Here is a 25,899-nt window from a genome sequence, read left to right on the forward strand (position 1 = left end):
CGCGCTCAATACGCCCGCGCTACCGCGAATTCCACTGCCTGCACCATCGCGTCGCGGGCGTCGCCTGCCGGGAAAATCCCGAGCGCGTCGATCGCGCGCTGGCCGAAATGGCGCGCGCGGGCGAGTGTGTCGTCGAGCGCGCGGGTGCTGCGCACCAGCTCGATGGCATGGGCGAAATCCGCGTCGGTGATCTTGCGCCCGGCGATCGCCTCGCGCCAGAAATGCCGGTCCTCGCCTTCGCTGCGCGCATAGGCGAGGATGACGGGCAGCGTCATCTTGCCTTCGCGGAAATCGTCGCCCGCATCCTTGCCCATCGTCGCCGCGTCCGAGGCATAGTCGATCGCGTCGTCGATCAACTGAAAGGCGATGCCGAGATTGCGGCCATAGGCGTCGAGCGCCATTTCCTCGGTCTCGCTGCGTTCGGCGACAACGGCCGCGATGCGGCATGCGGCGGCGAACAGCGCGGCGGTCTTGGCGCCGATGATGTCGAGATAGCGTTCCTCGGTCAGGTCGAGCCGGCGCACTGACGTCAGCTGATTGACTTCGCCCTCGGCAATCACTGCGCTGGCGTTCGAAAGGATCTTGAGCACCTTCAGGCTGCCGTCCTCGACCATCAGTTCGAAGCTGCGGCTGAAGAGGAAGTCGCCGACCAGCACGCTCGCCGGATTGCCCCAGATGATGTTGGCGGTGCGCTTGCCGCGGCGCAGGTCCGATCCGTCGACGACATCGTCGTGGAGCAATGTCGCGGTGTGGATGAATTCGACGACGGCGGCGAGCTTGTGATGGCGATTGCCCGAATAATCGAGCAATTTGGCGCTGGCGAGCGTCAGCATCGGCCGCATCCGCTTGCCGCCGCCCGCGATCAGGTGCCCGGCAAGTTCGGGGATCAGCGGCACATCCGACTGCATGCGATCGAGGATGACGCTGTTGACCAGATTCATGTCGGCGGCGACCATCTTGATCATCGGTTCCAGCGAAGGTTCCGGGCGCGCGCCGATGCGATGAATGGTAGCGGACATTGCGTTGTCCTCTGGCGATTAACCGCGTGGAAGGCAAGGGTGATCGTAGCGTCAAAGCGTGCTTTCGGCATGGCTCGGGCTTGCGTCGGCGGGCGCGGCGGGCGAAAGGGCGGGCTATCGCCGCAAGGGGGAACCGCAATGAGCGAAGACATGCTGGACCGCTATCGCCAGAGCATCGACAATATCGATGCCGCCTTGGTCTATCTGCTCGCCGAACGGTTCAAGGTCACGCAGGCGGTGGGCCGCCACAAGGCCGAATCGGGCCTGCCGCCCGCCGATCCGGGGCGCGAGAAGCGGCAGATCGAGCGGCTGCGCAAGCTGGCCGAGGATGCCGATCTCGATCCCGAATTCTCTGAGAAATTTTTGCGTTTCATCATCGACGAAGTGATCCGCCATCATGAGAGGCTGCGCGAGGATTAGACCTCTGCCTGCGGGAGCGAAGCGATGGGCGATGACGACCGGCTGATCTTTTCTCCCGACGACGTCGATCTGGCGCGTTCGCCGCTGCGCGCGTCGCTCGACGTGCCGACCTATGTGCTCGGCGCGTTCAACCCGGGGCTGACGCGATTGCCGGGCGGCAACCTTCTGATGATGGTGCGCGTCGCCGAGGCGCTGTGCGAGCCGGTGGCGGGCAACAATGCGCTTACGATCCGCTGGAGCGAGCGCGGCTATGTGCTCGATCGCCACCCGATGGCGGACATCGAAATGGACGATCCGCGCCAGTTCGCGCTCGCCGGACGGCGGCCGCCGCTGCTGGGGCTGACGTCGCTTTCGTGGCTGTTGCCGGTGGAGCTGAGCGGCGACGCGCGGCAGGTCGTCAGGATCCATTACGACAAGGCCGTCGCACCGAGCGCGCCCTATATGGAATATGGGCTGGAGGACGCGCGGATCAGCCTGGTCGGCGGATGCTGGTGGATGACGGTCTGCGCGGTATCCTCGCAGCGGCACTGCACCTTGCTCTATCGATCGGTCAACGGACTCGATTACGAGCCGCTCGGCATCATTCTCGACCATCAGAACAAGGACATGGTGTTTTTCGAAGGCAAGCCGGGCGGGGCGTTCATGGCGCTCACCCGGCCGCTTGGCGAATGCTATTTCCTGCCCGCGCCCGACAGTCCCTGGGCGGGCGGCCCGGCGATCCAGTTCGCGACGTCGCCCGACGGGCTGCACTGGAAGCCGAGCGATGCGCCGGGGCTGCGCGCGCGCAAGGGCTCGCTTTCCGCCTTGCGCGTGGGCGGCGGGACGCAGCCGGTGCTGACGCCGCAGGGGTGGCTGATGCTCTATCACGGCGTCGAGCGGCGCGATTCGGTGGGCGTCTATCGCACTTTCTGGGCGTTGCTCGACCGCGAGGACCCGACGCATATCCTGCGCCAGGAGGACGAAGTGCCGCTGATGGAGGCCGATCCGGGGCTGACCGCGGGGATCTCCGAGCAGATGTACCTGCCGACCCCCGTCGTCTTCACCACCGGGCTTGCCGATGCGGGGGATCATTATGTCGTGGTATCGGGCGAGGCCGACCTGGCCTGCCGCATGACGCGTATCGCGAAGGAACGATTTGCCTGAATACGGGATTCCCTCTCCATGCACCCCGCGATATGCTGCGGGTGCGAAGGGAGAATGAGCCGATGACCGAGCCCGCCTGGTGGCAACGCGGCGTGATCTATCAAGTCTATCCGCGCAGTTTCCAGGATTCGAACGGCGACGGGATCGGCGATCTGCGCGGAATCGCGGCGCGGCTCGACGAACTGGTGGCGCTGGGCATCGACGCGATCTGGATTTCGCCCATCTTTCCCTCGCCAATGGCCGATTTCGGTTATGACGTCGCCGATTACTGCGATGTCGACCCGCGGTTCGGCACGCTCGAGGATCTCGATGCGCTGATCGCCGCCTGCCATGCTCGCGGGCTGAAGCTGCTGCTCGATTTCGTGCCCAACCACACGTCGGACCAGCATCCCTGGTTCCTCGAAAGCCGGTCGAGCCGCGACAATCCCAGGCGCGACTGGTATCTCTGGCGCGATCCGGTGATCGACGCCGAGGGCAATCGCTGCCCGCCCAACAACTGGATCAGCGATTTCGGCGGATCGGCCTGGGAATGGGACGAGGCCACCGGCCAATATTATTACCACGCCTATCTGAAGGAGCAGCCGGACCTCAACTGGCGCAACCCCGAAGTGGTCGCGGCGATGCTGGACGTGCTGCGCTTCTGGCTCGATCGCGGCATCGACGGGTTTCGGATCGACGTGCTGTGGCACATGGTGAAACACGCCGATTTCCCGGACAATCCGCCCAATCCGGCCTGGACCCCGGCAATGGCCGACATGGCCAGGGTCCTCCAGCGCAATTCGACCGATCAGCCCGAAGTGCACGGCATCGCCGCCGACATGCGCCGCCTGGCCGATCGCTACACGCCCGAACGCGTGCTGATCGGCGAAATCTATCTGCCGGTCGAAAAGCTGATGGACTATTACGGGCGCGGCGAGCCCGAAGTGCATCTGCCGTTCAATTTCCAGCTGATCGAAGCGCCGTGGAAAGCCGACACGCTGGCGCGGCTCATCGCCGATTACGAAGCCGCGCTGCCCCCGGGGGGCTGGCCCAACTGGGTGCTGGGCAATCACGACCGGCCGCGTGCCGCCACCCGCGTCGGCCCCGATCAGGCGCGCGTCGCGGCGATGCTGCTGCTCACGCTGCGCGGCACGCCGACTCTCTATTACGGCGACGAGATCGGCATGGCCGATGTCGATATCCCGCGCGAGCGCATCCATGACCCGCGCGAGCTCAACGAACCCGGCAAGGGGCTGGGCCGCGATCCGGTGCGCACGCCGATGGCGTGGGACGCTTCGCCCAATGGCGGCTTCACCCAAGGCGATCCCTGGCTGCCGGTCCACGCGGATTGGGAGACGCGCAACGTCGCCGCGCAGCGCCGCGAGACGCGATCGATGTGGCGGCTGCATCACGACTTGCTCGCGCTGCGCCGCCGCCATCCCGCGCTGTCTGTGGGCGACTGGCTGCCGGTGACGGGAAGCGACGCGGTGCTTGCCTATGAACGCCGCGACGGCGATGACCGGCTGATGGTGCTGCTCAACCTTACCGACACGCCGCAGCGCCCCGACCTGCCGGAATGGGCGCGGGGGCTGCGCGTGCTGCTTTCGACGCATGGCGACGGGGACCCGGCCCAGCTGCGTCGCAACGAGGGAATGATCCTGGGATGAAAGTCGCGATGATCGCGCCGATCGCGTGGCGCACCCCGCCGCGCCACTACGGCCCGTGGGAACTGGTGACGAGCATGCTCACCGAAGCTCTGGTGGCACAGGGCGTCGACGTCACGCTGTTCGCGACGCAGGATTCGGAAACGTCGGGGACGCTCGATGGCGTGGTGCCGCGCGGCTATGAAGAGGATCGCGCCCTCGACGCCAAGGTGTGGGAATATCGCCATCTCAGCCATGTCTTTTCGCGCGCGGGCGAATTCGACCTGATTCACAATCACGCCGATTTCCCCGCCCATGCCTTCGCGCCGCTGGTCGACACGCCGATGGTCACGACGATCCACGGCTTTTCCAGCGCGAAGATTCTGCCGATGTTCAAGCCGTTCGAAAATCGCGTCCATTATGTCGCGATCAGCGAAGCCGACCGGCGCAAGGACCTGCGCTATGCCGAAACGATCCATCACGGCATCCGCGTGCAGGATTTCGCTTTCGATCCGCGCGGCAGCGACGACCTGCTCTTTTTCGGTCGCATCCATCCCGACAAGGGCGCGGCCGAGGCGATCCGCGTGGCGAAGGCGGCGGGCATGCGGCTGCACCTCTACGGCATCGTCCAGGACAAGGGCTATTTCGAGCGCGAGATCGAACCGCAGGTCGATGGCGAACGGATCGTTTGGCACGGGCCGGTCGGCGGCGAGGAACGCGTAAAGGCGCTGGGCAGTGCTCGCGCGATGCTGCACCTCATCGATTTCGACGAACCCTTCGGCCTGAGCGTGATCGAGGCGCTGGCGTGCGGCACGCCCGTGATCGCGATCAACCGCGGCAGCATGCCCGAACTGATCACCGACGGCGTGACCGGTTTCCTGGTCCATGATGGCGACGAAGCGGTCGAGGCGCTCGAACAGATCGGCGAGATCAGCCGCAAGGCATGCCGGACGTCGGTCGAACAGCGGTTCACCGTGGAGGGCATGGCGAAGAAATATATCGCCCTGTACCATCGGATATTGGGCGGCTGAGCCCGGGAGCCCCGGAGCCCCGCCGATCAGGGAACCAGATGGGCCGCCCGGCATTGATTCGGGTATGGAACGCACAGAGAGACATCAGAAGCGCGCGCAGGAAGATGCGCAGCATATCTCCGCGCGCGACGCCCGTGGCGGCAGCATCAACCTGATCCGTCGCGACGAACGACTGCTTTTCGGCACCGGCCTGGCCGCGATGATGATCCTTGCCGCCATGTCGGTATTCGTCGGTACGTTGTAGCGCGCCGCATCAGTTCGGGGCGATATCCGGCGCATCGGGATAGCGCCCCAGCGACCAGAAGAGCGCGCTGGCAATCACCAGCAGCGGCAGCATCGTCAGCAGCACCAGATCATAGCCGCCGCTGGCGTCGTAGATCGCACTGCCGATGAACGGCGCGACGCCCGATCCGAACCCCGAAAGCCCGCCGATCGTGCCGAACAGCGCGCCGAAATTGCGCCGGTCGAAGTGCCGCGTCGTCAGATAGGCGCAGGCATCGAATTCGGCGCCCGCCGCCAGCCCCAGGCTGAAACAGGCCAGCGAGGCGGCGAACGGGCTCTGCGTCACGAACAGCAGGATAAGTGCGGCGCCGAGCGCGCCCATGCCGCTGCCGATCGCCACCCAGCGCCCGTCGATACGGTCGAGCAGCAGTCCGCCCGCGAGCCGCCCGATGATCGTGCCCACGCCGAGCAGCCCGGCGATTTCGGCCGCGACCAGCACGTCGAATCCGTCCGCCATCAGCACCGGTACGGCATTGATGCCGAGCATCGTCACGCAGATCGAATAGATGAGGCCAGCGCCGGCCAGCCGGATGAACTTCCCCGAACGCATTTCGGGCGGTCGCTCGCGCTGCGCCGCCGGGGCCGCGCGCTCGCGTCCCGCCTGCGTCGTTCCGCGTGCAAAGAGAAACACGACGGCGGGATAGACGACGACGAAGGACAGCGCGCCGAGCCCGGCATAGGCGCCGCGCCAGCCATAGGCTTCGAGCAGGCGCGACACGATCACCGGCACTACTGCCGCCGTGATCCCGGTTCCCGACAGCGCGATCGCCATCGCCAGCCCGCGATTGGCCGTGAAACGCTCGGCGATCGCGGCCGTCCAGACGGTCGGGTAAATCAGGATCAGCGCCCCTGCGAGCAGCACGTGCAGCGCGATCCAGGCGAGGTTCGACTCCGCCGTGCCGATCAGCGCGAGACACGCGGCGAACATCGGAACGCCGACCAGTGCGATCCGGCGCGGCCCGAAATGGTCGACCGCGCGCCCGCCGAACGGCGCGAGCAGCAGCGTGCCGATCGACGTCGCCAGCGGCCCGGCGGAAATCTGCGCGCGCGACCAGCCATATTCCGCCTCGAGCGGCGCGAACATCACGCCGAGCGCATAGGCATGCGCCGCGACGATGCTCATCCCCAACAGGCAGGCAGGCACCATCGCGCCGTGGCGGCGCCATTCGTCGAGCGCGATCACCGGGCGCTCCCCGGCGCGCGCTCACTTGCCACGATAATCGACCTTGCGGATCGGTTGCCACAGCGGCGCGCCGCGCTTTTCGCGCATCGACTGGATGCGGCTGCCGTCGATATCGACGACGCCATACTCATCGGCGATCTCGGCGGTGATATAGGTACCGCCCGATCGGTCCATGATGTCGGGATCGGTCGCCAGCGCCGCGATCACCCGGCCGGGATGCTCGACGCTGCTGCCGGTCTGCCCGGCGACCGAATTGGTCATCTTGCCCTTCATCTTGGCAAGATTGTCCTTGGCCTTTTCGGTGAGCGTCAGCCCCTGCCACAGCGAGACGGTGGCGACATCATAGGGCTCGAGCTCGATCGCCATGTCGCGCGCGATGCGGTCGACCAGCGCCTTGGTCGCGCTGAACACCACGCCATAGGTATAGGTGACGCCGGTATAGCCGCTGATCATCACGATCAGCCCCGATTTCTGCCGCGCCATCATCTTCGCGGCATGCCACGAACAGACATAATAGGAGCGCGCGCCGACGCGCCACATCTCCAGATTGGAGAGCGGCTTTTCCCAGAAGGGCTTGGGTTCGAGCAGATCCTCCGAAAGCTGCGTCGCGCTGTTGACCAGGATGTCGAGCCGGCCCTGTTCCTTGTCGATCTGCGCGAACAATGCCGCGACCTGATCGTCGTCGCCATGATCGCACGCGACCGCGATGCCGCGACCGCCGCTTTCCGCGCCGCGCTCGTCGCATTCGCGCGCGGTGCCGCCGACGGTGCCGGGCAGATAATAGTCGCCTTCGTTCACCGTGCGGCCGGTGATGTAGACGGTCGCGCCCTGCTCGGCGAGGACCAGCGCGATCCCCTTGCCGATCCCCCGGCTCGCGCCGGTGACCAGCGCGACCTTTCCGGTAAGCGGTGCGTTCATGACCCGTCCTCTCTCATTTCGCCGGGGCAATGGCTGCCCTTCTGTGTGGCGATGTATTCGGCGACAGCTTGACCGCTTTGCCGATCAAGGTCGATCCTGCCGCCCCACCAATCGCAACGGCGATTGGCAAGGAGCGGAGAAAGGCGAATGCTGGAAGGGCGCCATTATCAGAATGCCTATGTCACGCGGAATCGCGACAAATGGCTCGAGCGGTTTCCGCGAATCGCGACTGCCGACACGATCCTGACTCACGAAGGCACGACGCCGGTGATGACGCCGGAAGGCCCCGGCGAGCAGACGTGCAGGCTTGCCTTCATCTGGATCGGCGGGCTGCAATATGAGCTGATCGAGCCGGTGGGCGGCGATGTCGGCATCTATGCCGATGCGCTTCCCGAAGGCGACGCGCTGCAATTCCACCATATCTGCATGCGGGTGCCCGACTGGACGGATTTTCGAGCGCGCGTCGACACCCAGCGCTATCCGATCGTGCTGGAAGGCGGCAGCGATCACTTGCGCTTCCTGTACCTCGATATGCGCGAAACGCTCGGCCATTATTGCGAATATTGCTGGATGCACGAGGCGATGTGGACGCGAATGGGCGGGCCCGCCATGCCCGCCTGATCGCCGCTGTTACTGCGCCGGGCCCGTCGTGTCCGCGAGCGCCGAATAGGCCCAGCCGCGACGTTCCCGGTCTGCCTCGCGAAATGCAGCGATCCGGTCGCGCAGCAACAGCGTCTGGCCGATCGGGTCGAGGCCGAGCATCAGCGCCTCGCGCGCCTCGTCGCCGATTTCGAAGCGCCACAGCTTGTCCGACGGGGTGGTGATGGTGCGGCTTTCCAGGTCGACGGTCAGCATCGGTTCGGCGGCGGATTCCAGCAGCGCCGCGATCTCGGCGGCCGCCGCCGCGGTGACGGCCGCCGGAACGATCCCGTTGGCGACGCAGTTGCCGCGGAAGATGGCGTTGAAGGACGGCGCGATCACTGCGCGAAAGCCGTATTGCGCAAGCGCCCACACGGCATGCTCGCGGCTCGACCCGCAGCCGATATTCGCCCCGGCGACGAGGATTCCGGCATCGGCATAACGCGGACGGTTAAGCACGAAATCGGGATCGGGATCGCGCGATCCGATGGCGGTATAGCGCCACCCGGCGAACAGCCCCTCGGCAAGGCCGCGGCCCAGCGGATCACGCATTTCGCGCGAGGGGATGATGATATCGGTATCGATATTGTCGCGCAGCAGCGGCGCGGCGACGGCGGTGAGCGTGGTGAACGGTTCCATCAGCCTGCCACCTTTCGCGGATCGGCGATGCGCCCGGCGATCGCCGAAGCGGCAACGGTTTCGGGCGAAGCGATATGCGTGCGGGTGCCCGGCCCCTGCCGGCTTTCGAAATTGCGATTGGTCGAGGAGATGACCCGTTCCTGCGGCCCGAAGCTCTCGCCGCCGGCGAAGAAGCACATCGAACATCCCGACTCGCGCCATTCGAACCCGGCGTCGCGGAAGATCCGGTCGAGCCCCTCGGCCTCGGCGGCGCGCTTGACGCTGGTCGATCCGGGGACGCAGATCGCCTTGACTCCGGCCGCGACACGATGGCCTTCGAGCAGCCGGGCCGCGCGGCGCAGGTCGCTGATCCGGCTGTTGGTACACGAACCGATGAAGGCGGCATCGATCGCCAGGTCGGTCAGCGGCTCCCCGGGTTCCAGCCCCATATAGGTCCGCGCGCGCGACTGGCTGTCTTCATTGCCCTGTTCGGGCACGGCGCCCGGTGCGGGGACCGCGCCGTCGACCGGGATCACCTGTTGCGGGCTCGTGCCCCAGCTTACCAGCGGCACCAGAGTCGAGGCATCGAAATGCAGCTCGACATCATATTCGGCGCCGTCGTCGCTCGGCAGGTCGCGCCATTGCGCGACGGCGGCGTCCCAGTCGGGTCCTTCGGGTGCGAAACGGCGGCCCGCGACATAGTCGATCGTCTTGTCGTCGGGCGCGATGATCGCCGTGAAGGCGCCGAATTCGGTGCCCATGTTGCACAGGGTCAGCCGTGCCTCGATGTCGAGCGCGGACACTGCGCTGCCGGCATATTCCACGACATGCCCCGATCCGCCGCCGACGCCGAATTTGCCCAGCAGCGCGAGCGCGAGATCCTTTGCGGTCACGCCGGGCGCGAGTTCGCCGTCGATGGTGATGCGCATCTGCGGCGGGCGGCGGACCGGCAGCGTGGACGTCGCCAGCGCATGTTCGGCCTGTGTCGTGCCGATGCCCCAGGCGAGCGCGCCGAGCGCGCCCTGCGAGCAGGTATGGCTGTCCGGGCAGATCAGCGTCGTGCCCGGCAGGACGATGCCCAGCTCGGGCGACATGACATGGACGATGCCCTGCAGGGGATCGTCAAGATCGAACAGGCGGATGCCCGCCGCGCGTGCGGCCTCGCGGGTGGTGGTGATGAACGCCTTGCCCGTCGGCATCCGCGTATCGTCGCTGCGGCCGGGAAAGGTGTCGACGATATGATCCATCACCGCGAACGCCTGTTCGGGCGCCATCACGTCATGGCCGCGATCGAGCAGGCGGCGAATCGCGGTTCCCCCGGTGCGTTCGTGCAGCAGGATGCGGTCGATCAGGATCAGGTCGGCGCCGTTGTCCAGAGCCGAAACCCGATGCCCGTCCCAGATCTTTTCGAAGATCGTCCGCTTCAACGGCTTTCCGCTCCGCTTTCCGCCTTGCCGAGCAGCGCGTCGCCGTCCTCGCCGGGCTTCGGAAGGTCGTGCCGCAATCCCATGCGCGCGCCGTCGATCTCGATCGGCAGCGCGGGCAGTTTCGCCTTGGTCCCGTTTTCGAGCGTCACTTCCACAAGACCGCCTTCGGCCTGAAGATGCGGATCGTCGAGCAGTTCCTGCGGACGGACGATCGGAGCGAAGGGCAGGCCGATGGCGCCGAGCCGCGCCACCAGCTCCTCGCGCGTCATGCCGGCGAAGAGCTCGCGCAGCACCGGCAGGATGCGGTCGCGCTGGAGCACGCGATTGTTGTTCTGCGCGAGCTCGGCGTCGCTGGCGAATTCGGTGAGGTTCAGCTCGGCGCAGAAATCCTTCCACTGTCCGTCGCTGACCACGCCGACGAACAATTGCTCGTCGGGATTCTTCGTTTCGAACACGTCGTACACCGCCCAGGCGGAGATGCGCGCGGGCATCGGATTGGCGGGCTGGCCGGTGACGGCATATTGCGCGATATGCTGGCCGACGAGGAACGCCGTGGTTTCGAACAGCGAGCATTTGACGCTCGCGCCCTCGCCATCGCGATGCCGGCGCTCGAGCGCGGCGAGGATGCCGATCACGCCGAACATCGCGCCGGTCACGTCGATCACCGATGCGCCCGCGCGCAACGGGCGTCCCGGCGGGCCGGTCATATAGGCAAGGCCGCCCATCATCTGCGCGACTTCGTCGAGCGCGGTGCGATTTTCATAGGGGCCGGTAAGGAAGCCCTTGGCGCTGCAATAGATCAGCCGCGGATTGCGCGCGCGCAGATCCTCCGCGCCCAGCCCCAGCTTGGCCAGCGCGCCGGGGCGGAAATTCTCGATCACGACATCGGCGTCGTCGATCAGTCGCAGTGCCTCGGTATGGCCCTCGGGCGATTTGAGGTTCAGGCAGACACTGCGCTTGTTGCGGTTGAACATCGGGAAATATCCCGCGCCCGAACCGAGCAGCTTGCGTGTGTGATCGCCGCCCTCGGGCTCGATCTTGATGACTTCGGCTCCCAGGTCGCCAAGGATGAGACCGATCGACGGCCCCATCACCATATGGCTGAATTCAACGACCTTGAGCCCTTCAAGCGGAAGCGATTCCATATCCCCCCAACGCATTTCTGACGTACGCCGTGCCTCGACAACGTGTCGTGATTTGATATAGAGATAGGACAATAAAGCAAGTAGAGGTTTGATGGCTAGCGACATTCTGGTGAGCGAAGTCGGTCCGCGCGACGGATTGCAGAGCATCAAGACGGTCATGCCGACCGAGGCGAAAAAGGCCTGGATCGCGGCCGAAGCCGCCGCCGGCGTTCGCGAGATCGAGGTGGGAAGCTTCGTTCCCGCAAAGCTGTTGCCGCAGCTTGCCGACACGGCCGAAATCGTGGCCTTCGCGCGCGGCATAGCCGGGCTGACGGTCGCGGTGCTGGTGCCCAATCTGCGCGGTGCCCAGGCGGCGATTTCCGCGAAAGCGCATAAGCTTACGCTTCCGCTGTCGGTTTCCGAATCGCATAGCATGGCCAATTTGCGGCGCACCCACGCGCAGGTGATCGAGGAAGCGCGCGGCATCGCCGCTGCCATCGCCGAATTGCCCGAGGAAGATCGTCCGCATTTCGAAGGAAGTCTCTCCACTGTGTTCGGGTGCACCATCGAGGGCGCGATTCCGCAGGGGCAGATCCTGCGCCTCGCCGAGCAGCTTATGGAAGCCGGCTGCGATGAGGTCGGGCTTTCGGACACGACCGGCTATGCCGACCCGGCATCGGTGAAGGCGATGATTCGCGCGGTGCGCGGCGCCGTGGGCGACGATGCCGTCACGGGCATCCATCTGCACAATACGCGCGGCCTCGGGCTCGCCAATGTGCTCGCCGCGCTCGACGCCGGTCTGGAAACGGTCGATTCGTCGCTGGGCGGGATCGGCGGCTGCCCCTTCGCGCCGGGCGCGAGCGGCAATATCGTCACCGAGGATCTGGTGTTCATGCTCCAGGCGATGGGGCTGAAGACCGGGATCGACCTGCCCAGGCTGCTCGAAGTGCGCGGAATCGTCGCCGATGCGCTGCCCGGCGAGCCGCTGTACGGCTTCACGCCCGACGCCGGGCTGCCGCTCGGCTTCATCCCCGAAAAGACCAATGCCAGACTGGAGGCCGCCGAATGACGATTGGAACGAAGATGGTGCGTGACGACCGGACCGCGCGCGAGATTTTCGACGACGTGATGGCCAATCCCGCGCGCACCAAATTCGGGTTCGGCGATAAGCTTGCCATCGTGAATGTCGATTTCCAGAACGCCTATACGCGGATCGACGAATTCAAGACCGCGTACGAAACCGATCCGCGCCAGATCGAATATGCCAACACCATTTCGCGACTGGCGCGCGAAAAGGGGATGCCGGTGATCTGGACCCATGTCGCGTACATGAAGGACGCGAGCGATGCCGGCGTCTGGGGCACGCGCACCGACACCCCCGATTCGCTGCAGAACATCAAATATGGCTCGCGCCGCCACGCATTCGACGATCGCTGCGAAATCGATCACGACAAGGATGCGATCTACACCAAGCGCATGCCCTCGGCCTTTTTCGAAACGCCGCTGCAGAGCCTGCTCGTCTGGCACAAGGTCGATACTTTGGTGATCACCGGCGGTTCGACCTCGGGATGCATCCGCGCCACTGCGGTCGATAGCCTCAGCCGCGGCTATCGCACGATCGTCCCGATCGAAACCTGCGCCGACAAGCATGAAAGCTATCACTTCGCCAATCTCACCGACCTTCAGCTCAAATATGCCGATGTCGAGCCGGTGCAGACGGTGATCGACTGGCTGGAGGCACGCTGATGCGCGAAGGCGAAAAGGACCCCGGCCTTTATGATTTCCGGCCGTATCGCGACCGGACGAAGCTCGAATGGCCGGGCGGCAAGAAAGTCGCGGTTTGGGTGTCGCCCAATCTCGAATTCTACGAGATCGACCCGCCAGCCAATCCGCATCGCAAGAGCTGGCCCAAGCCGCATCCCGACATCGTCGGATACGGGCATCGCGACTATGCCAATCGCGTCGCGCACTGGCGCATGGCCGAAGTGATGGAAAAGCACGGCTTCAAGGGATCGGTGTCGCTGTCGGTCGCGCTGTGCCAGCATCACCCGGACGTGGTGGCCAATGCCAATGACCTGGGCTGGGAGTTCTTCAGCCACGGCATCTACAATACCCGCTACAGCTACGGCATGGATGAAGCGCAGGAACGCGCGATCATCGAGGATTCGATTCGGACGGTCCGCGATGCCACCGGCCAGACGATCAAGGGCTGGCTTGCCCCCGCGCTCACCCACACGCCGCGCACGCTCGATCTGATCGCCGAATATGGCATGACCTATACCTGCGATCTCTATCACGACGATCAGCCGGCGCCGGTGCGTGTGAAATCGGGCAAGCTCGTTTCGATGCCCTACAGCATCGAAGTGAACGATCATTACGGCTTCTTCGTCTACAACATGTCCCCGCGCGAATATGCCGAGACGCTGATGCGCCAATATGATCGGCTCGCCGCCGAAGCCGAGGCGAGGGACGGCCCCGGCGGCACGGTGATGTGCATTCCGCTGCACAGCTATCTGATCGCCCAGCCGCATCGCATCGGCCCGTTCGAGGATGTGCTGCGCCACATCGCTGCCGACGGTCGCGCCTGGATCACCCGGTCGGGCGACATCGCCGATCATTTCCTGTCGAGCGGCGGATATGACGCTGTCGCCGCCGACGCAGCCCGTTACGCAAAGGCAGACGCATGAGCCTCGACTCCGCCTATCTCGAATATCCCAAGCGGCACGAGGGTATGGATCATGGCCTCTATACGCCCTCGCCGATGCCCAGCCGAAAGCCGGTCGCCTGGCCGGGCGGCAAGCCGGTGGCGGTGACGCTGCTGGTCAATCTGGAGTGGTTTCCGATCACGCCGGAGGACAAGCCGTTCCGCGCGCCGGGGCACATGGTCACGCCCTATCCCGATTTCCGCCACTATACCGCGCGCGAATATGGCACGCGGGTGGGCTTTTACCGGCTGCTCGATGCCTTCGCCAAGGCCGGCGTGACGGCGACGATCGCAGTCAATTCGGCAATCGCCGAACGCTATCCGAGCATCATCGCCGATATCTTGGGCGCGGGGCACGAGATCATCGCGCATGCCACCGACATGAACGCGACGATTGCCTCGACGCTCGACGAGGACGCCGAACGGGCCATCATCACGCAAGCGCGTGACACGCTGGCGCAGGTGATGGGCAAGGCGCCGCGCGGCTGGCAGTCGATCGCGCGGTCGCAGAGCTTCGATACGCCGCGGCTGCTCGTCGAAGCGGGGTTCGACTATATGTGCGACTGGGTGAATGACGATCTGCCCTGGGTCGCGACGACCGATGCGGGCACGATCACCTCGGTCCCGTTCAACCATGAATTGTCTGACCGGCAGATGATCGCCGTTCAGCAGCATTCGATGGACAGCGTCGCGGTGCAGATCGAGGATGCGCTCGATTGGCTCAAGGCCGAGGCTGCGCAATATGGCGCGGGCCGTGTGCTGCCCTTCACGCTGACGCCGTACATCACTGGCCTGCCCTATCGCATGGATGCGTTCGAAGCGCTGCTCGGCCGGATGGCGAGCGACGAGGCGACCTGGTTCGCGAGCGCGGGGCAACTGGTCGACGCATGGAAGCCCCAGGCCGTCTGAGCCGGTCTGCGTCCGAAGGGCCAAATATCCCCGTTTGCGCTGAGCATGTCGAAGCGCTGCTCTGTTCCTTCACCCCGCAGGAGGAGAAGAACAGGGTTTCGACAGGCTCAGCCCGAACGGGCGTCGAGCAATAAAATCAGAGTGTTGCGGTTTCCGCCTCGGCGTCCTGGCCGCGCGGATCGAGGATGACGCGCAGCGCGCGCATCAAAAGCGCCTCGGTCGATTCGTGGCGTTCCTGTGCGATGTCGCCGTCATAGCGAATGTCGCGCAGTTGCTCGACCGGTTCGCCGCGCAGTTCTGCGACCAGCCGCTCGAGCCGATCGATCCGGTCGTTCGAAACCGCCAGCTCGACGGTCAGCGCCAGCGTGACGTTGAGCACTTCCTCCGCCTCGCGGCTGGCAAGGCTGAACGGGCGCGGGCCGCGTGCGGAAGCGATCAGCGCCGAAAGCGCTTCGGTACGGCTGGCCATCAGGCGGGCTTTCGCCCGCTGATCGCGTACCAGCGATTATTGGCAAAGCCCTGCAGCGCGGCAAGGTCATGCTCGATCACGCTGTCTTCGGGAAAGCCGGCGGCGATCATGTCCGCGCGGAGATCGGCGGTGGCATAGGTGTTCCAGTGCACTTCGCCGTTGAAATGCGTGTCCCAGTCACGCTCAACCTGATGCACTATCGTGGGCTGGTTGCGGATCGCGACATCCTGATGGATGACGATCCCCCCCGGCCGCACGACGCGGAAGGATTCGGCGATCATCTTGCGACGCTTCTCCTCTCCGATTTCATGCATCAGGTTGTGCGAGACCACGAGGTCGAAGCTGTCCTTTTCGAACTTGAGCTCCGACGCGTCCATTTGATGGAAATGGACGGCGACACCGAGGGACTCCGCACGCGCGTGCGCGTAGCGGAGCATGCCCGCGCCGATATCGAGCGCGTGCACTTCGGATTGCGGCCAGTGCGCGGCATAGGCGGCCGAAGCCGCGCCCGCCGAGCACCCGATATCGAGCATCTTGTCGGGTACGAACCCGTCGAAATGCTCCTCCAGAAGGCGGAGGATTACGCCCGCCTTGCTGTCGCCCCGGCCGATACCCTGGCCGAAGGAAAATACATTGCCGCCGCATTCGTAGAGCGCGCCGGCGACGACATCATGGTCGCCATTGTTCATCGCATAGCCGCCGGGCTGAAGATGAATATCGACATCGGCGACTTCGGGCGACGGATCATAGGCGGGATCGAGCGTCAGGCTGCCCAGCTTTTCGGGCGCGTCGATCAGCTCGGCGGTCGCCTTGGTCATGCGATCGAGGTCGCGATAGATCGGTTCGCCCACCGACACCCAGATCATTTCCTGCGCGGCGCGATTGGCGGCGCTCCAGCGGCGATAGCTGGGCGACATCAAGAACGCTTCCTGCACTTCGCGCGGCGATTGGGGCAGGCGGCCGTGTTTCGCGATGAAAGCCGGGCGCGCCTCTTCCTCGTACCGCTCGACATTCTTCGAACGGACTTTGGCGTTGAGCAGCTTGCGCAGCATCACGACCGCCTCCTGGCGGCTGCGCTCTTCTGCGGTCGCCTGGGGCAGAACCGCGTGCTGGACGTCGCGAACCTTCATCACCAACTCCGTGCCTTGTGATGGAAAAAGATCATACTCGCGGGCATGGCGCAAGCATTTTGTTCTAGAAGTAGGACAATTATCGCACTTCGATCAATTCAACCAGCTCCCCGGCAGGGCCGCGCAGGACGCAGCTGCGCCGGCCGCGATACACCGCCTCGTCGCGCGTGCCGGGCGAGCGGATCGCTTCCGCCGCAAACGGATCGATCGACTCGACTTCGAATGTCGCGACGGCATTGCCCGGCGGCAGATGGCCGGCGATCACCGGCCGTTCCGCGGCGGGGAAGCCCGGGCCGGTGGGATATGCGTCGAGCTCGACCAGATTGCCGCGCTGGCGCATGCCGATCGCGCTCAGCTCGACGGTCTGGTCGGGAGAAAGTCCCTGCGCGGCCTGAATGACCGCGACCTTGCTCTGGCGGACCGGGCGTTCGCGCAGCTCGAACTTGTCGACATACCAGCGCAGCAGCGCGTCGAAGTTCCGCCCCGCCACGACGACGATGAAAGTGCGTCCGACGAATCCGGCGGGCGGCGGCAGGATCGAGCTTTCGCGATCGCCGCTTTCCATCGTGAAATACAGGCATTCATTCGCCGGACCGCGCACCTGCATCGCGACGATCGAAGGCATGAACTGGAGCGGGCGCGGCGGCCCGATGATCTCGAAGGGGGAATCGGTCAGTTTTTCGGCGAGCGTATGGACATCGTCGACGATGATCTCGAACGCGTTCCAGCCGAATGTGGTGAGCGGGCGATAGCCCGGCGGGGCGGGGGTTTCGACGAGCCGCGCGAAGACATCGGTTTCCCCTTCGGGCGCCAGCGTCACCATCGCGGCGCCGGCAGCGGCGGGTGCGTCCCAGCTTTCCGCCAGCGATTGCGGCACCGTGCTCCGTTCGACCACGCGATAGCCCATATAGTCGCAATAGGCGCGTTCGGACGCGGCCATGTCGGGCGTCGCGGTGGTGACGGCGGCGATCCGCAGCAGTCCCGGTTGGGTGTCCGTGGTCCAGTCGCTCACATGCTCTCCTTCGCGCGTGGGTTGTCACGCGGCGAAGGGTGTACGCTTGCTTTTGTTATATATCTATAGCAAATTAAGCTGGTGGGCGGTCGCCCTTCAGAGCAGCTGAACTTCCCCGGACGGAGAATTGAGATCAAGGGTGATCTGATATTTGTCGGGGCGGAACTGCGCCAGGATGTGCTGGACCGGGCGCCCGTTAATGTCTTCCACCGTGCGGCTGACGCGCAGGATCGGCGACCCGATATCGACCTGAAGGATCGACGAAAGCGTGGCATCGGCCAGCGTCGCCGAAATCGTCTGCCGGGCATGGCCGATCTGCACGCCGGCTTCGGAAATCAGCGTCAGTATCGGTGTCGACTTGAGCTTGGCGCGCGTCATGCCCGCGCCGATATCGGTCGGCAGGAACGTGATGTAATGGCCGATCGGACTGTCCTCCAGCCAGCGGACGCGGCTGATCCGCAGCACTTGCGACCCGGCTTCGATCTGCAGCGCCTCGTCGATCGGCGCACGCGCGGGGACCGTATCGACCTCGAGCAGTTTGACGCGAGTCGTGCGGCCGAAGCTCAGCAGCGATTCGAGCGCCTGCTCGATATTGCCCTGAAAGGGCTTGGCCGGCGACTGGAAGATGACGGTGGTGCCGACGCGGCGCTTGCGTTCGACCAGATTATTCTCGGCAAGCTCGTCCAGCGCGCGGCGCGCGGTGATGCGCGAAACGCCGAATTGCGCGGACAATTCCTGTTCCGTCGGCAGCCGCGATCCGAACGCGCGTTCGCCGCTCGTGATTTCCTCGCGAAGCTGAAGGAATATCTGGTGGTACAAAGGTACCGCCTGCATCCGGTCCACCGCGACCGGTTCATCGCTTTCGATGGTCGTCAACCCTGTCCCCATCATTGCTGGAAGCCGATGGCTTTCTTGCGACCACGCATCCTTCCGATCAATCAGCAAGTCATAGGGATGAATTCATGCATACGAAACCCGTTCTTGGTGCTGCGGACATTCGCCGCATGCTCGATGCCGCATGGCAGGCGGCGGAGGCAGCCGGTCACGCGATGAGCATCGCATTCGCCGATGATGGCGGCTATCCGCTCGCGCTGCAGCGCATGGACGGCGCGGGGCTGATGACCGGCAAGGTCGCGATGGAAAAGGCGCGGACCGCGGCGCTGCTGCGCGCGCCCAGTGCGGTGCTGCAGGACCGCGTCAAGCAGGATCCGGCGCTGCTGGCGCTTACCGATTATCTGCCGATGGCCGGCGGCGTTCCGATCCGTGTCGACGATGCGATCGTCGGGGCGGTGGGGATTTCGGGAGGCACGCCCGAGCAGGACGGGGCGATCGCCGCGGCCGCGCTCGCCGCGCTCTGAGTCCATCGGCGGCGATCAGAGCGGCTGTTGCCGGGGGAGCGGCAGCCGCGTTCCCGCGATCAGCCCCAATGCCAGGCAGATGGCGGAGATCGTCAGCGCCGGGCCGACACCGACCCGGTCGGCCGCCATGCCCCAGATCAGCGATCCGATCGCCAGCCCGCCGAACGTGGTGGTCTGGTAGAGTGCGATGGTCCGGCCCACCAGCTCGCGCGGAGTGCCGAGCTGCAGCGTGACGTTGAAGGTCGACAAAGTCGAAACCCATCCCGCCCCCGCCGCAAGATGCGCGATCACCGCGACCGGAATCGACTTTGTCAGCCCCAGCGCGGCGATGGCGAGCAGGAATATCGCGATGCCGCCGCGCAGCACCGCTTCCGCGCCGAAGCGGTCGCGCAGCGTGACCGCGGCGACGGCGCCGCCCATCGCGCCCACGCCGAAACAGCCGAACAGGATGCCGAGCAGATCCGGCCCGCCGTCGAGCCGCACCGCCACCACCGGCATCAATCCCCAGATGGCGGCGGCGCTGAGGCTGAACATCGCCGCGCGGATCAGCAATGCCCGCGTGTGCCGGTGCGTGACGCCATAGCGGAATCCCTCCGCCAGCACGGCCCAATAGCCGCTATGGCGGCGTTCGGACTTTTCGGGGCGCCAGCGCCAGAGCACGGTGATGATCGCCAGATAGGACAGGGCATTGGCCAGGAAGGCGAGCGTGGCGCCCGCCACAAGCACGATCGCGCCGCCGATCGCCGGGCCCAGGCTGCGCGCGACATTGTTGCCGACGATGTTGGCCGCCACTGCCGAGGATATCTGCGCGCGCGGGACGAGCTCGCCGACCGAGGCCTGCCATGCCGGCCAGTGGACGGCGGTGCCGCATCCGATCAGGAAGGTGAGCGCAAGCAACAGCATCGGCGTCAGCGCGCCGAGCGCCGCCAGGGCCGCCAGCAGCGCCGAAAGCAGCAGCATCGCGAATTGCGCGCCCAGCATCACGCTGCGCCGGCTGAAGATATCGGCAAGCGCGCCCGCCGACACCGCGAACAGCATCGTCGGCAGGTTCGCCGCCGTCTGCACCAGCGACACCATCGTCGCCGACCCCTCGAGCTGGACCATCGCCCAGCTGGTCGCGACGACCTGGATGAAAGTGCCGAACTGCGAAACGATCGTCGCCGCCCACATCGCCCGGAAGCGCGGGATGCGCAGCGGCTCGGGCAATCGGGCAAAGGCGCGGCTGACGATCAGTGCATTTCCTCGCCGCCCGAGACGTTCATCGCCTCGCCGGTGATGTAGCGCGCCTGGCCGGAGCAGAGGAACGCGCAGGCATTGGCGGTATCCGAAGGCTCGCCGACGCGGCCGAGCGGAATACGGCCGCGCATCGCCGCAAGATATTCCTCGAGCGTCTGGCCGCGCGCCTTCGCCATATATTCGTTCTGCCAGCTGCCCAGCCCGGTGGTGACGTGATTGGGGCAGACTGCGTTGACGGTAATCTGTTCGGGGCCCAGCTCGATCGCCGCCGAGCGGGTGAGGCCGACAATGCCGTGCTTCGACGCGATGTAGGATGATGTCAGTGCCGAACCCGATTTCGACCCGCGACTGCCGATCGAAACGATGCGGCCACGGCCCCAGCCTTCGACGATATCCTGCTTCTGCATCTGGCGAACGGCGTGCTTCATCGCGAAAAAGGCGCCGCGCAGATTCACGTTGAGGACCGTGTCCCACATTTCCTGCGTCGCATCGACCAGCGGCCCGAACAGATAGCCGACTCCGGCATTGTTCACGAGGATGTCGAGTTTGCCATAGCTGGCAACGGCATGGGCGACCATCGCCTCGATTTGCGCTTCCTCGCGCATATCGGCCTGGAAGGTCGTGACGTCGGGATTGATCGCGCGCAGGTCCTCGGCGACCGCGGCCATTTCCTCGCTCGCGCCGACTCCGTGCGCAGGCGCCATGTCGCCCTTGGTCTCGCCCAGGTCGTGGAGCACCAGCTTGACGCCGTCCTCGGCCAGCTTGCGGGCAATGGCTTCGCCCAGCCCCTTGCGGCGCCCGGCGCCGGTGACGATCGCCACCTTGCCTTCCAGATCGGGATACATGGTCATACTCCTTACAGGTCCATTGCGGCGCGACAGCCTTCGCTCGTCGCCGAAAGCGTGATGCGCGGCGCCTTGCAGTCGCCGATCAGTCGCACGTCGATTCCCGCCGCGCGAAGCGGCGCGGCGAGCGCATCATCGGGGATGCGCGGCGTGGCATAGGTGAGGAAAGCGACGCCGGTCAGCGTCGCTTCGGCGCCGCTGAAGACATTGGCATAGGCGATTTCGCCATCCTCGATGCGCGGCGCGGGCAGAGGGCGTACCGACGTGACGATGCGCACGCCCTGGCTGTAGAGCCGCTTGTAAACGCCCTGCCGCACCATCAGCGATTCATCGCTGGCAATGCGTTCGCGCGGCGTGAGGATGGTGACGGCCTCGAAGCGCGTCATCAGAAACTCGGCGGCGTCATAAGTGAAGGCGCCATGATCCATGTCCCAGATCACGGCGGTGCCTTCCATCCGCGTCTCATAGGGACGCAGCAGGACGGCGGCTTCCCGGATATCGGGGACAAGCCCTTCCTCGCGCCATTCGGGCGGCAGGAAATCCGGCCAGGCGGGCGTCGATCCGGTGGCGAGGACGACATGATCGGGTTCGAGCGCCAGAATGTCCCCGGCGCTTGCGCGCTGCCCCATGTGCAGCGTGACGCCGTGGCGTGCGGCGGCCAGAGCCTGATAGTCGTAAATGCTGCTCAGTCCTTCGCCGCCGGGCAGATCGGCATGGATGCGCGCCTTGCCGCCAACCTCGTCCGATGCGCCGAAGACATGAACCTCATGCCCGCGCGCGGCGGCGACCCAGGCGGCCTCCATCCCGGCGATGCCCGCGCCGACGACCACGACGCGCTTCTTCGCGTCGGCGAGCGGCGGCTTCCAGTCGGCCTCGTCCGCCGCGCCGACGCGCGGGTTGTTGTCGCACAGCAGCCCGCGGCCCGATGCGATCATGCTCCAGCAGCTGTTGCAGGAAACGCAGTAGCGGATCTCCGCTTCGCGCCCGTCGCGCGCCTTGATCCCCCAGGCCGGATCGGTGACGAGCGGGCGGGCGAGCATTACGAGGTCCGCCTTGCCGTCGCGGATCAGCCGCTCGCCTTCATTGGGATCGGTGATGAGGCCGAGCGCGCCGAGCGGCACCCCGGGCGCGCCCGCGCGGCCCAGCCTCTCGATCGTGTCGACATAGGGCATGCGCGGCCCGTGATTGTCGGGCAGGTGGGTGTAAAGCGTGTCCGAATGGCTGCCCCAGCAATAGGTGAGATAGTCCATCTGGCCGGTGGCATGCAGGATCTGCGTGATCTCCGCCGCCTCGCTCTGGTCGATGCCGTCGGGCATGCCGTCCTCGGCGGGAAGCTTGAGGCCGATCAGGAAGCCGGCGCCGCATTCGGCGCGGATGCCCGCCATCAGCTCGCGCAGCAGCCGCGTTCGGCCCGTCAGGTTGCCGCCATAACCGTCTTCGCGGCGGTTCGACCGGCGCGAGAGAAACTGGTGAAAGAGATGGCCGTGCCCGGCGGAAATCTCGACGCCGGAAAAGCCCGCTTCGGCGAGTAGCGCGGATGAGCGCACGAATTCGTCGATCATCCGCACCACCGCATCGGTTTCGAGCGCGTGCGGGACCGTCCAGCTCAGATCGTCGGGAAGCGCGCTGGCGCCATGCGCGTCGAGATTGCGGAAGCCGGCGCGAAAGCCGCGGCCATTATCCTGGATCTGGCCGAGCATATGCCCGCCCTCTTGCCGAACGGCTTCGGCCCAGCGGGGCAGTGTGTCGGCGTTGACGCCCGAAAGAATGTGCGGACGCGTCGGAAGCGTCTGCCAGTGGAGCATGCCCATCGGCTCGCTGACCAGCAGGCTGGCGCCGCCGCGCGCGCGATTGGCGTAATAGGATATCAGCCGGTCAGTGACGCGGCCCTTGTCGGCATAATGCGTCGAGGTCGACGCATGGACGATGCGGTTGGCCAGCGTCAGCGGCCCCACCTGCACCGGGGAAAAGAGATTCGGATAGGCGCTCACGGATCAGCGCGGTTCGTGCGCGCGCAGCACCCGGCGGAGGAATTGCTGGGTCCAGGCGGAGCGCTCCGCCTCGGTTTGCGCGCTCGGGCTATAGGCCTCGATCTCGTCGCGGCTGACGCTGCCCTTTTCGTCGAGCAGCCGCTCGATCGTGTCGACGCGTTCGCGCAGCGCGGCGGTTTCGGCCATCAGTTCGAGCAGGAAGGTCATCATCTGGTCGACTGCGGGATCGTCGTAGAATTGCGACCTTTTGCCCTTGGCGGCGCGGGGCAGTTTCACCTGTTCGTCCTGACCGGCCATGCTCGAAAACCTTTCCAAAAAAAAGCGGCGGGAGGCCGGTAAGCCCCCCGCCGACTCGGGTTCGCTACGATATCAGAAGTCGTAGCGTGCGCGTGCCATCCAGCTACCCGGCTGGTTCAGATACGGGTAGATCAGGAACGAAGTGCGATAGACTTCGTCGAAGCAGTTGGAGCATTCGAGCGTCAGCGACACGTTCGACGGCATGCGGAAGGTCAGGCCGGCGTTGAAGATGCTGTAGCCTTCCTGGAAACCGCGCATGTCGTTCGACGTCGACACCCAGGTGTCCGACACATAGCGCCAGTTCACCGACGGCGTGATGCTGTACCCGCTGCCAAGCTCGGCGGTGTAGTTGAAGCCGAGCGTGGACGTGAAGTCCGGCGCGCGGGTCGGATCGGCGATCTCGCCGTCCGGCGTGACGATGCTGTTGTTGCAGCTGCCGGCAACCCCGTTCAGACAGTCCTGCTGCTGGGCAAGCGTGCCGGCATTGACGTTCTTGTACGTCGCATGCTGCAGGCCGGCCGACCAGTAGATGTTGAGGTTGCGCACCGGCGAAACGGTGACTTCGGCTTCCAGACCATAGTTTTCGAGGTCGGCGACGTTGCGCGTCAGATAGGTGATCGTGCCCGTCGTCGGATCGAGACCACCGCCCGGAAGCTGCTGGTCATAATCCATGAAGTAGAAACCGGTCAGATTGACCCGCAGCATCCGGTCGAACCATTCGGAACGGACGCCCGCTTCATAGGACCAGATGGTTTCCTGGCTGAAGGGCTGGATGCCGGTGGCGTAATAGGCGCGGGCATTCCAACCGCCCGCCTTGAAGCCGCGCGTGGCCGAGGCATAGACGTTGAGGTCGGGATTGAACTCATATTGCAGCGCGAAGCGCGGCGTCCATTCCTTCGACTTCTGCTCGACCGGGATACCCGCGTCGATCAGGTCCTGCGTGCTGAACGGAACGTACAGCGGGTTGCCGGCGGGCAGCGGGCTGTCGTTCGGCGTGTAGGCAACGTCCTTGGTTTCGTCGGTGTAGCGGATACCGGCGGTGAAGGTCAGCGCCGGAGTCAAATGGAAGTCGCCCTGGGCGTAGCCGGCAAAGTCCTCGATGTCGTTGAAGACGGTGCGGTCGGCGCTGCGGGTGGCATTCGCCCGGCCCGAAAGCGGCAGCAGGCTGTTGACGAAATTCGTCTCGTTCGTCTCGTTGAAGTAGAAGACGCCCGCCACGTAATCGACAAAGCCGCCGAACGCCGAACCGGTTACCTTGATTTCCTGGCTGAACTGCTTGTGCCAGCTGTCATTCGCCAGCGGCGTCGAGAAACCGCGCGACGAAGAGACATAGTTGATGCCGTCGAGCACCAGCGAGGAGCTGCTGACACCGGCGAAGCTGTCCGTCAGGAATTCCTGATAGAGGTGGCGATAGCCGGTGATGAAGTTCAGCGTGGCGTTGCTGCCCAGCGTGACTTCGAAATCCGACGCCAGGGCATAGGATTCGGCCGTGTTGCCGAGCGTGTTGTCCGCGAGTTCCTCGGAAACGAGGTCCGCTCCGATCGCCTCGTCGGTCCGCAGCGGCGTGAAGCTGATGCGGCGATCGTTTTCGGCATCGTAGAAGTGCGGCAGGTTGTTGTTCGACGAATTGACATATTCCGCCGACACGTCCCAGGTCACGTCCGGGGTCAGATAGGCACGGACCGCTCCGCGGAAACCATAGCTTTCCTCGCCGTTCAGCTTTTCGCCGGTCGTCAGATTGTCGACATAGCCGTCAGCCGAGATGTAGTAGGCCGAAACCTTGGTCAGCACATCGGCGCTGATCGGCAGATCGACCGAGCCGCGCAGCTGGACGCGATCATAGCGGCCATAGCCGGCTTCCATGAACCCGGTGAATTCGTCGCTGGGCTTGCGCATGACGACGTTGATGGCGCCACCGGTGGTGTTCTTCCCGAACAGCGTGCCCTGCGGACCGCGCAGCACTTCGATGCGCTCGACATCGAAGAAGGAGAAGTTGTTGGCGCCCTGGCGTGCGATGTAGATGCCGTCGACATAGGAGCCGATCGGCGGATCGAAGGTCGAAATAGATTCGGTGTTCGAAAGACCGCGCATCGCATAGGCGTTGGCGGTGCCGACCGACGTGTTGTTGTGGCCGATCAGGTTGGGAACATAGTTCACCAGATCGAGCGTGTTGGTGATCTGGCGCTCGGCCAGGTCTTCGGCCGAAAAGGCGCTGACTGCGATCGGAACATCCTGCAGCCGCTCTTCGCGACGCTGTGCGGTAACGACGATTTCATTGGCCATGCCGGCGGCCGTATCCTGCGGATCGCTCGCACCGGTAGTTGTCTGGGCATGGGCGGAAGCGCTCGAAAGCAATACCGCGCCGACGAAGAACGCTAGTTTAGAAGTACGCTGGACCATGTTGCTCCCCTTAATGCTCTGGAGTCAGTTTCCTGCGGAAATTTGCAACGAACTGTCCGGCGCGCGACCCGGTGTGCGTTGTCATTTATTTGTTATAGTCTTATATCATTAAGGCCGGCTGT

At 65.2% G+C, this 25,899-nt stretch carries 26 protein-coding genes; 11 read left to right on the forward strand and 15 right to left on the reverse strand.

The window, feature by feature from the left end:
- Nucleotides 1-5: 5 nt before the first annotated feature.
- Entirely contained in the window at nucleotides 6-1,019 is a 1,014-nt protein-coding gene (locus G5C33_RS02855) for a polyprenyl synthetase family protein (RefSeq protein WP_165325831.1), read from the reverse strand.
- A 138-nt stretch (nucleotides 1,020-1,157) separates the two neighbouring features.
- Here G5C33_RS02855 and G5C33_RS02860 point away from each other — a divergent pair, with 138 nt between their 5' ends.
- The 5 genes from G5C33_RS02860 to G5C33_RS02880 all read left to right on the forward strand — a co-directional run bounded on the left by G5C33_RS02860 (nucleotide 1,158) and on the right by G5C33_RS02880 (nucleotide 5,479).
- Nucleotides 1,158-1,439, forward strand: coding sequence for a chorismate mutase (locus G5C33_RS02860; protein WP_165325832.1), 282 nt, complete (start codon nucleotides 1,158-1,160; stop codon nucleotides 1,437-1,439).
- 24 nt (nucleotides 1,440-1,463) lie between these two features.
- Nucleotides 1,464-2,582: a glycoside hydrolase family 130 protein gene (locus tag G5C33_RS02865; RefSeq protein WP_165325833.1), complete on the forward strand. Its 1,119-nt coding sequence runs from the start codon at nucleotides 1,464-1,466 to the stop codon at nucleotides 2,580-2,582.
- Nucleotides 2,583-2,644: 62 nt separating this feature from the next.
- Nucleotides 2,645-4,228 (forward strand): alpha-amylase family glycosyl hydrolase, encoded by a 1,584-nt coding sequence (locus G5C33_RS02870; RefSeq protein WP_165325834.1) that lies wholly within the window; start codon nucleotides 2,645-2,647, stop codon nucleotides 4,226-4,228.
- Nucleotides 4,225-5,235, forward strand: a complete 1,011-nt coding sequence (locus tag G5C33_RS02875) for a glycosyltransferase family 4 protein (RefSeq protein WP_165325835.1) — start codon at nucleotides 4,225-4,227, stop codon at nucleotides 5,233-5,235. Before G5C33_RS02870 ends, G5C33_RS02875 begins: the two co-directional genes overlap by 4 nt.
- Nucleotides 5,236-5,299: 64 nt before the next feature.
- Complete coding sequence (locus G5C33_RS02880) at nucleotides 5,300-5,479, forward strand: hypothetical protein (protein WP_165325836.1); 180 nt, start codon at nucleotides 5,300-5,302, stop codon at nucleotides 5,477-5,479.
- A gap of 9 nt (nucleotides 5,480-5,488) precedes the next feature.
- Here the strand turns inward: G5C33_RS02880 and G5C33_RS02885 are convergent, their stop codons facing one another.
- Together G5C33_RS02885 and G5C33_RS02890 are read right to left on the reverse strand one after the other, a co-directional pair.
- Complete coding sequence (locus G5C33_RS02885; protein WP_165325837.1) at nucleotides 5,489-6,700, reverse strand: MFS transporter; 1,212 nt, start codon at nucleotides 6,698-6,700, stop codon at nucleotides 5,489-5,491.
- A gap of 21 nt (nucleotides 6,701-6,721) precedes the next feature.
- Complete coding sequence (locus tag G5C33_RS02890) at nucleotides 6,722-7,618, reverse strand: SDR family NAD(P)-dependent oxidoreductase (protein WP_165325838.1); 897 nt, start codon at nucleotides 7,616-7,618, stop codon at nucleotides 6,722-6,724.
- Nucleotides 7,619-7,765: 147 nt separating this feature from the next.
- Here G5C33_RS02890 and G5C33_RS02895 point away from each other — a divergent pair, with 147 nt between their 5' ends.
- A complete protein-coding gene (locus tag G5C33_RS02895) occupies nucleotides 7,766-8,239 on the forward strand; it encodes a VOC family protein (protein ID WP_165325839.1) in 474 nt (157 codons plus the stop codon).
- 9 nt (nucleotides 8,240-8,248) lie between these two features.
- Here the strand turns inward: G5C33_RS02895 and leuD are convergent, their stop codons facing one another.
- Genes leuD through G5C33_RS02910 form a run of 3 tightly spaced genes read right to left on the reverse strand, consistent with a single transcriptional unit; the run spans nucleotide 8,249 to nucleotide 11,447 of the window.
- Entirely contained in the window at nucleotides 8,249-8,896 is a 648-nt protein-coding gene (leuD, locus tag G5C33_RS02900; RefSeq protein ID WP_165325840.1) for a 3-isopropylmalate dehydratase small subunit, read from the reverse strand.
- Entirely contained in the window at nucleotides 8,896-10,302 is a 1,407-nt protein-coding gene (locus G5C33_RS02905; protein ID WP_165325841.1) for a 3-isopropylmalate dehydratase large subunit, read from the reverse strand. Before G5C33_RS02905 ends, leuD begins: the two co-directional genes overlap by 1 nt.
- Nucleotides 10,299-11,447 (reverse strand): CaiB/BaiF CoA transferase family protein, encoded by a 1,149-nt coding sequence (locus G5C33_RS02910; RefSeq protein WP_165325842.1) that lies wholly within the window; start codon nucleotides 11,445-11,447, stop codon nucleotides 10,299-10,301. Before G5C33_RS02910 ends, G5C33_RS02905 begins: the two co-directional genes overlap by 4 nt.
- Nucleotides 11,448-11,538: 91 nt before the next feature.
- Between G5C33_RS02910 and G5C33_RS02915 the strand changes: the two genes are divergently transcribed.
- Genes G5C33_RS02915 through G5C33_RS02930 form a run of 4 tightly spaced genes read left to right on the forward strand, consistent with a single transcriptional unit; the run spans nucleotide 11,539 to nucleotide 15,039 of the window.
- Nucleotides 11,539-12,495 carry a hydroxymethylglutaryl-CoA lyase gene (locus tag G5C33_RS02915; protein WP_206518622.1) on the forward strand — a complete coding sequence of 319 codons (957 nt, stop codon included), beginning with the start codon at nucleotides 11,539-11,541 and terminating at the stop codon, nucleotides 12,493-12,495.
- Entirely contained in the window at nucleotides 12,492-13,172 is a 681-nt protein-coding gene (locus G5C33_RS02920) for an isochorismatase family protein (RefSeq protein ID WP_206518623.1), read from the forward strand. The genes G5C33_RS02915 and G5C33_RS02920 overlap by 4 nt, the downstream gene beginning before the upstream one ends.
- A complete protein-coding gene (locus tag G5C33_RS02925) occupies nucleotides 13,172-14,113 on the forward strand; it encodes a polysaccharide deacetylase family protein (protein ID WP_165325844.1) in 942 nt (313 codons plus the stop codon). The genes G5C33_RS02920 and G5C33_RS02925 overlap by 1 nt, the downstream gene beginning before the upstream one ends.
- A complete protein-coding gene (locus G5C33_RS02930) occupies nucleotides 14,110-15,039 on the forward strand; it encodes a polysaccharide deacetylase family protein (protein WP_165325845.1) in 930 nt (309 codons plus the stop codon). The genes G5C33_RS02925 and G5C33_RS02930 overlap by 4 nt, the downstream gene beginning before the upstream one ends.
- Nucleotides 15,040-15,175: 136 nt before the next feature.
- Here the strand turns inward: G5C33_RS02930 and G5C33_RS02935 are convergent, their stop codons facing one another.
- The 4 genes from G5C33_RS02935 to G5C33_RS02950 form a co-directional block, all read right to left on the reverse strand.
- Nucleotides 15,176-15,508: a hypothetical protein gene (locus G5C33_RS02935; RefSeq protein WP_165325846.1), complete on the reverse strand. Its 333-nt coding sequence runs from the start codon at nucleotides 15,506-15,508 to the stop codon at nucleotides 15,176-15,178.
- The gene (locus tag G5C33_RS02940; RefSeq protein WP_165325847.1) at nucleotides 15,508-16,638 is read right to left on the reverse strand and encodes a class I SAM-dependent methyltransferase; all 1,131 of its coding nucleotides are present in this window, start codon (nucleotides 16,636-16,638) and stop codon (nucleotides 15,508-15,510) included. The genes G5C33_RS02935 and G5C33_RS02940 overlap by 1 nt, the downstream gene beginning before the upstream one ends.
- Nucleotides 16,639-16,717: 79 nt before the next feature.
- Nucleotides 16,718-17,650, reverse strand: a complete 933-nt coding sequence (locus G5C33_RS02945) for a VOC family protein (RefSeq protein ID WP_165325848.1) — start codon at nucleotides 17,648-17,650, stop codon at nucleotides 16,718-16,720.
- Between the two features lie 96 nt (nucleotides 17,651-17,746).
- The gene (locus G5C33_RS02950) at nucleotides 17,747-18,526 is read right to left on the reverse strand and encodes a GntR family transcriptional regulator (RefSeq protein WP_165325849.1); all 780 of its coding nucleotides are present in this window, start codon (nucleotides 18,524-18,526) and stop codon (nucleotides 17,747-17,749) included.
- 86 nt (nucleotides 18,527-18,612) lie between these two features.
- Here G5C33_RS02950 and G5C33_RS02955 point away from each other — a divergent pair, with 86 nt between their 5' ends.
- Nucleotides 18,613-19,008: a GlcG/HbpS family heme-binding protein gene (locus tag G5C33_RS02955; protein ID WP_165325850.1), complete on the forward strand. Its 396-nt coding sequence runs from the start codon at nucleotides 18,613-18,615 to the stop codon at nucleotides 19,006-19,008.
- 15 nt (nucleotides 19,009-19,023) lie between these two features.
- On the opposite strand, the gene G5C33_RS02960 is transcribed toward G5C33_RS02955, so the two are convergent.
- The 5 genes from G5C33_RS02960 to G5C33_RS02980 all read right to left on the reverse strand — a co-directional run bounded on the left by G5C33_RS02960 (nucleotide 19,024) and on the right by G5C33_RS02980 (nucleotide 25,777).
- Complete coding sequence (locus G5C33_RS02960; RefSeq protein WP_165325851.1) at nucleotides 19,024-20,214, reverse strand: MFS transporter; 1,191 nt, start codon at nucleotides 20,212-20,214, stop codon at nucleotides 19,024-19,026.
- 23 nt (nucleotides 20,215-20,237) lie between these two features.
- Entirely contained in the window at nucleotides 20,238-21,089 is an 852-nt protein-coding gene (locus tag G5C33_RS02965) for an SDR family NAD(P)-dependent oxidoreductase (RefSeq protein WP_206518625.1), read from the reverse strand.
- An 11-nt stretch (nucleotides 21,090-21,100) separates the two neighbouring features.
- Entirely contained in the window at nucleotides 21,101-23,080 is a 1,980-nt protein-coding gene (locus tag G5C33_RS02970) for an oxidoreductase (protein WP_165325853.1), read from the reverse strand.
- A 3-nt stretch (nucleotides 23,081-23,083) separates the two neighbouring features.
- Complete coding sequence (locus G5C33_RS02975) at nucleotides 23,084-23,377, reverse strand: hypothetical protein (RefSeq protein WP_165325854.1); 294 nt, start codon at nucleotides 23,375-23,377, stop codon at nucleotides 23,084-23,086.
- A 72-nt stretch (nucleotides 23,378-23,449) separates the two neighbouring features.
- Nucleotides 23,450-25,777 carry a TonB-dependent receptor gene (locus G5C33_RS02980; RefSeq protein ID WP_165325855.1) on the reverse strand — a complete coding sequence of 776 codons (2,328 nt, stop codon included), beginning with the start codon at nucleotides 25,775-25,777 and terminating at the stop codon, nucleotides 23,450-23,452.
- Nucleotides 25,778-25,899 lie beyond the last annotated feature (122 nt).

Origin of the sequence: Sphingosinithalassobacter tenebrarum (assembly GCF_011057975.1) — a bacterium.
GTDB lineage: Bacteria > Pseudomonadota > Alphaproteobacteria > Sphingomonadales > Sphingomonadaceae > Sphingomonas > Sphingomonas tenebrarum.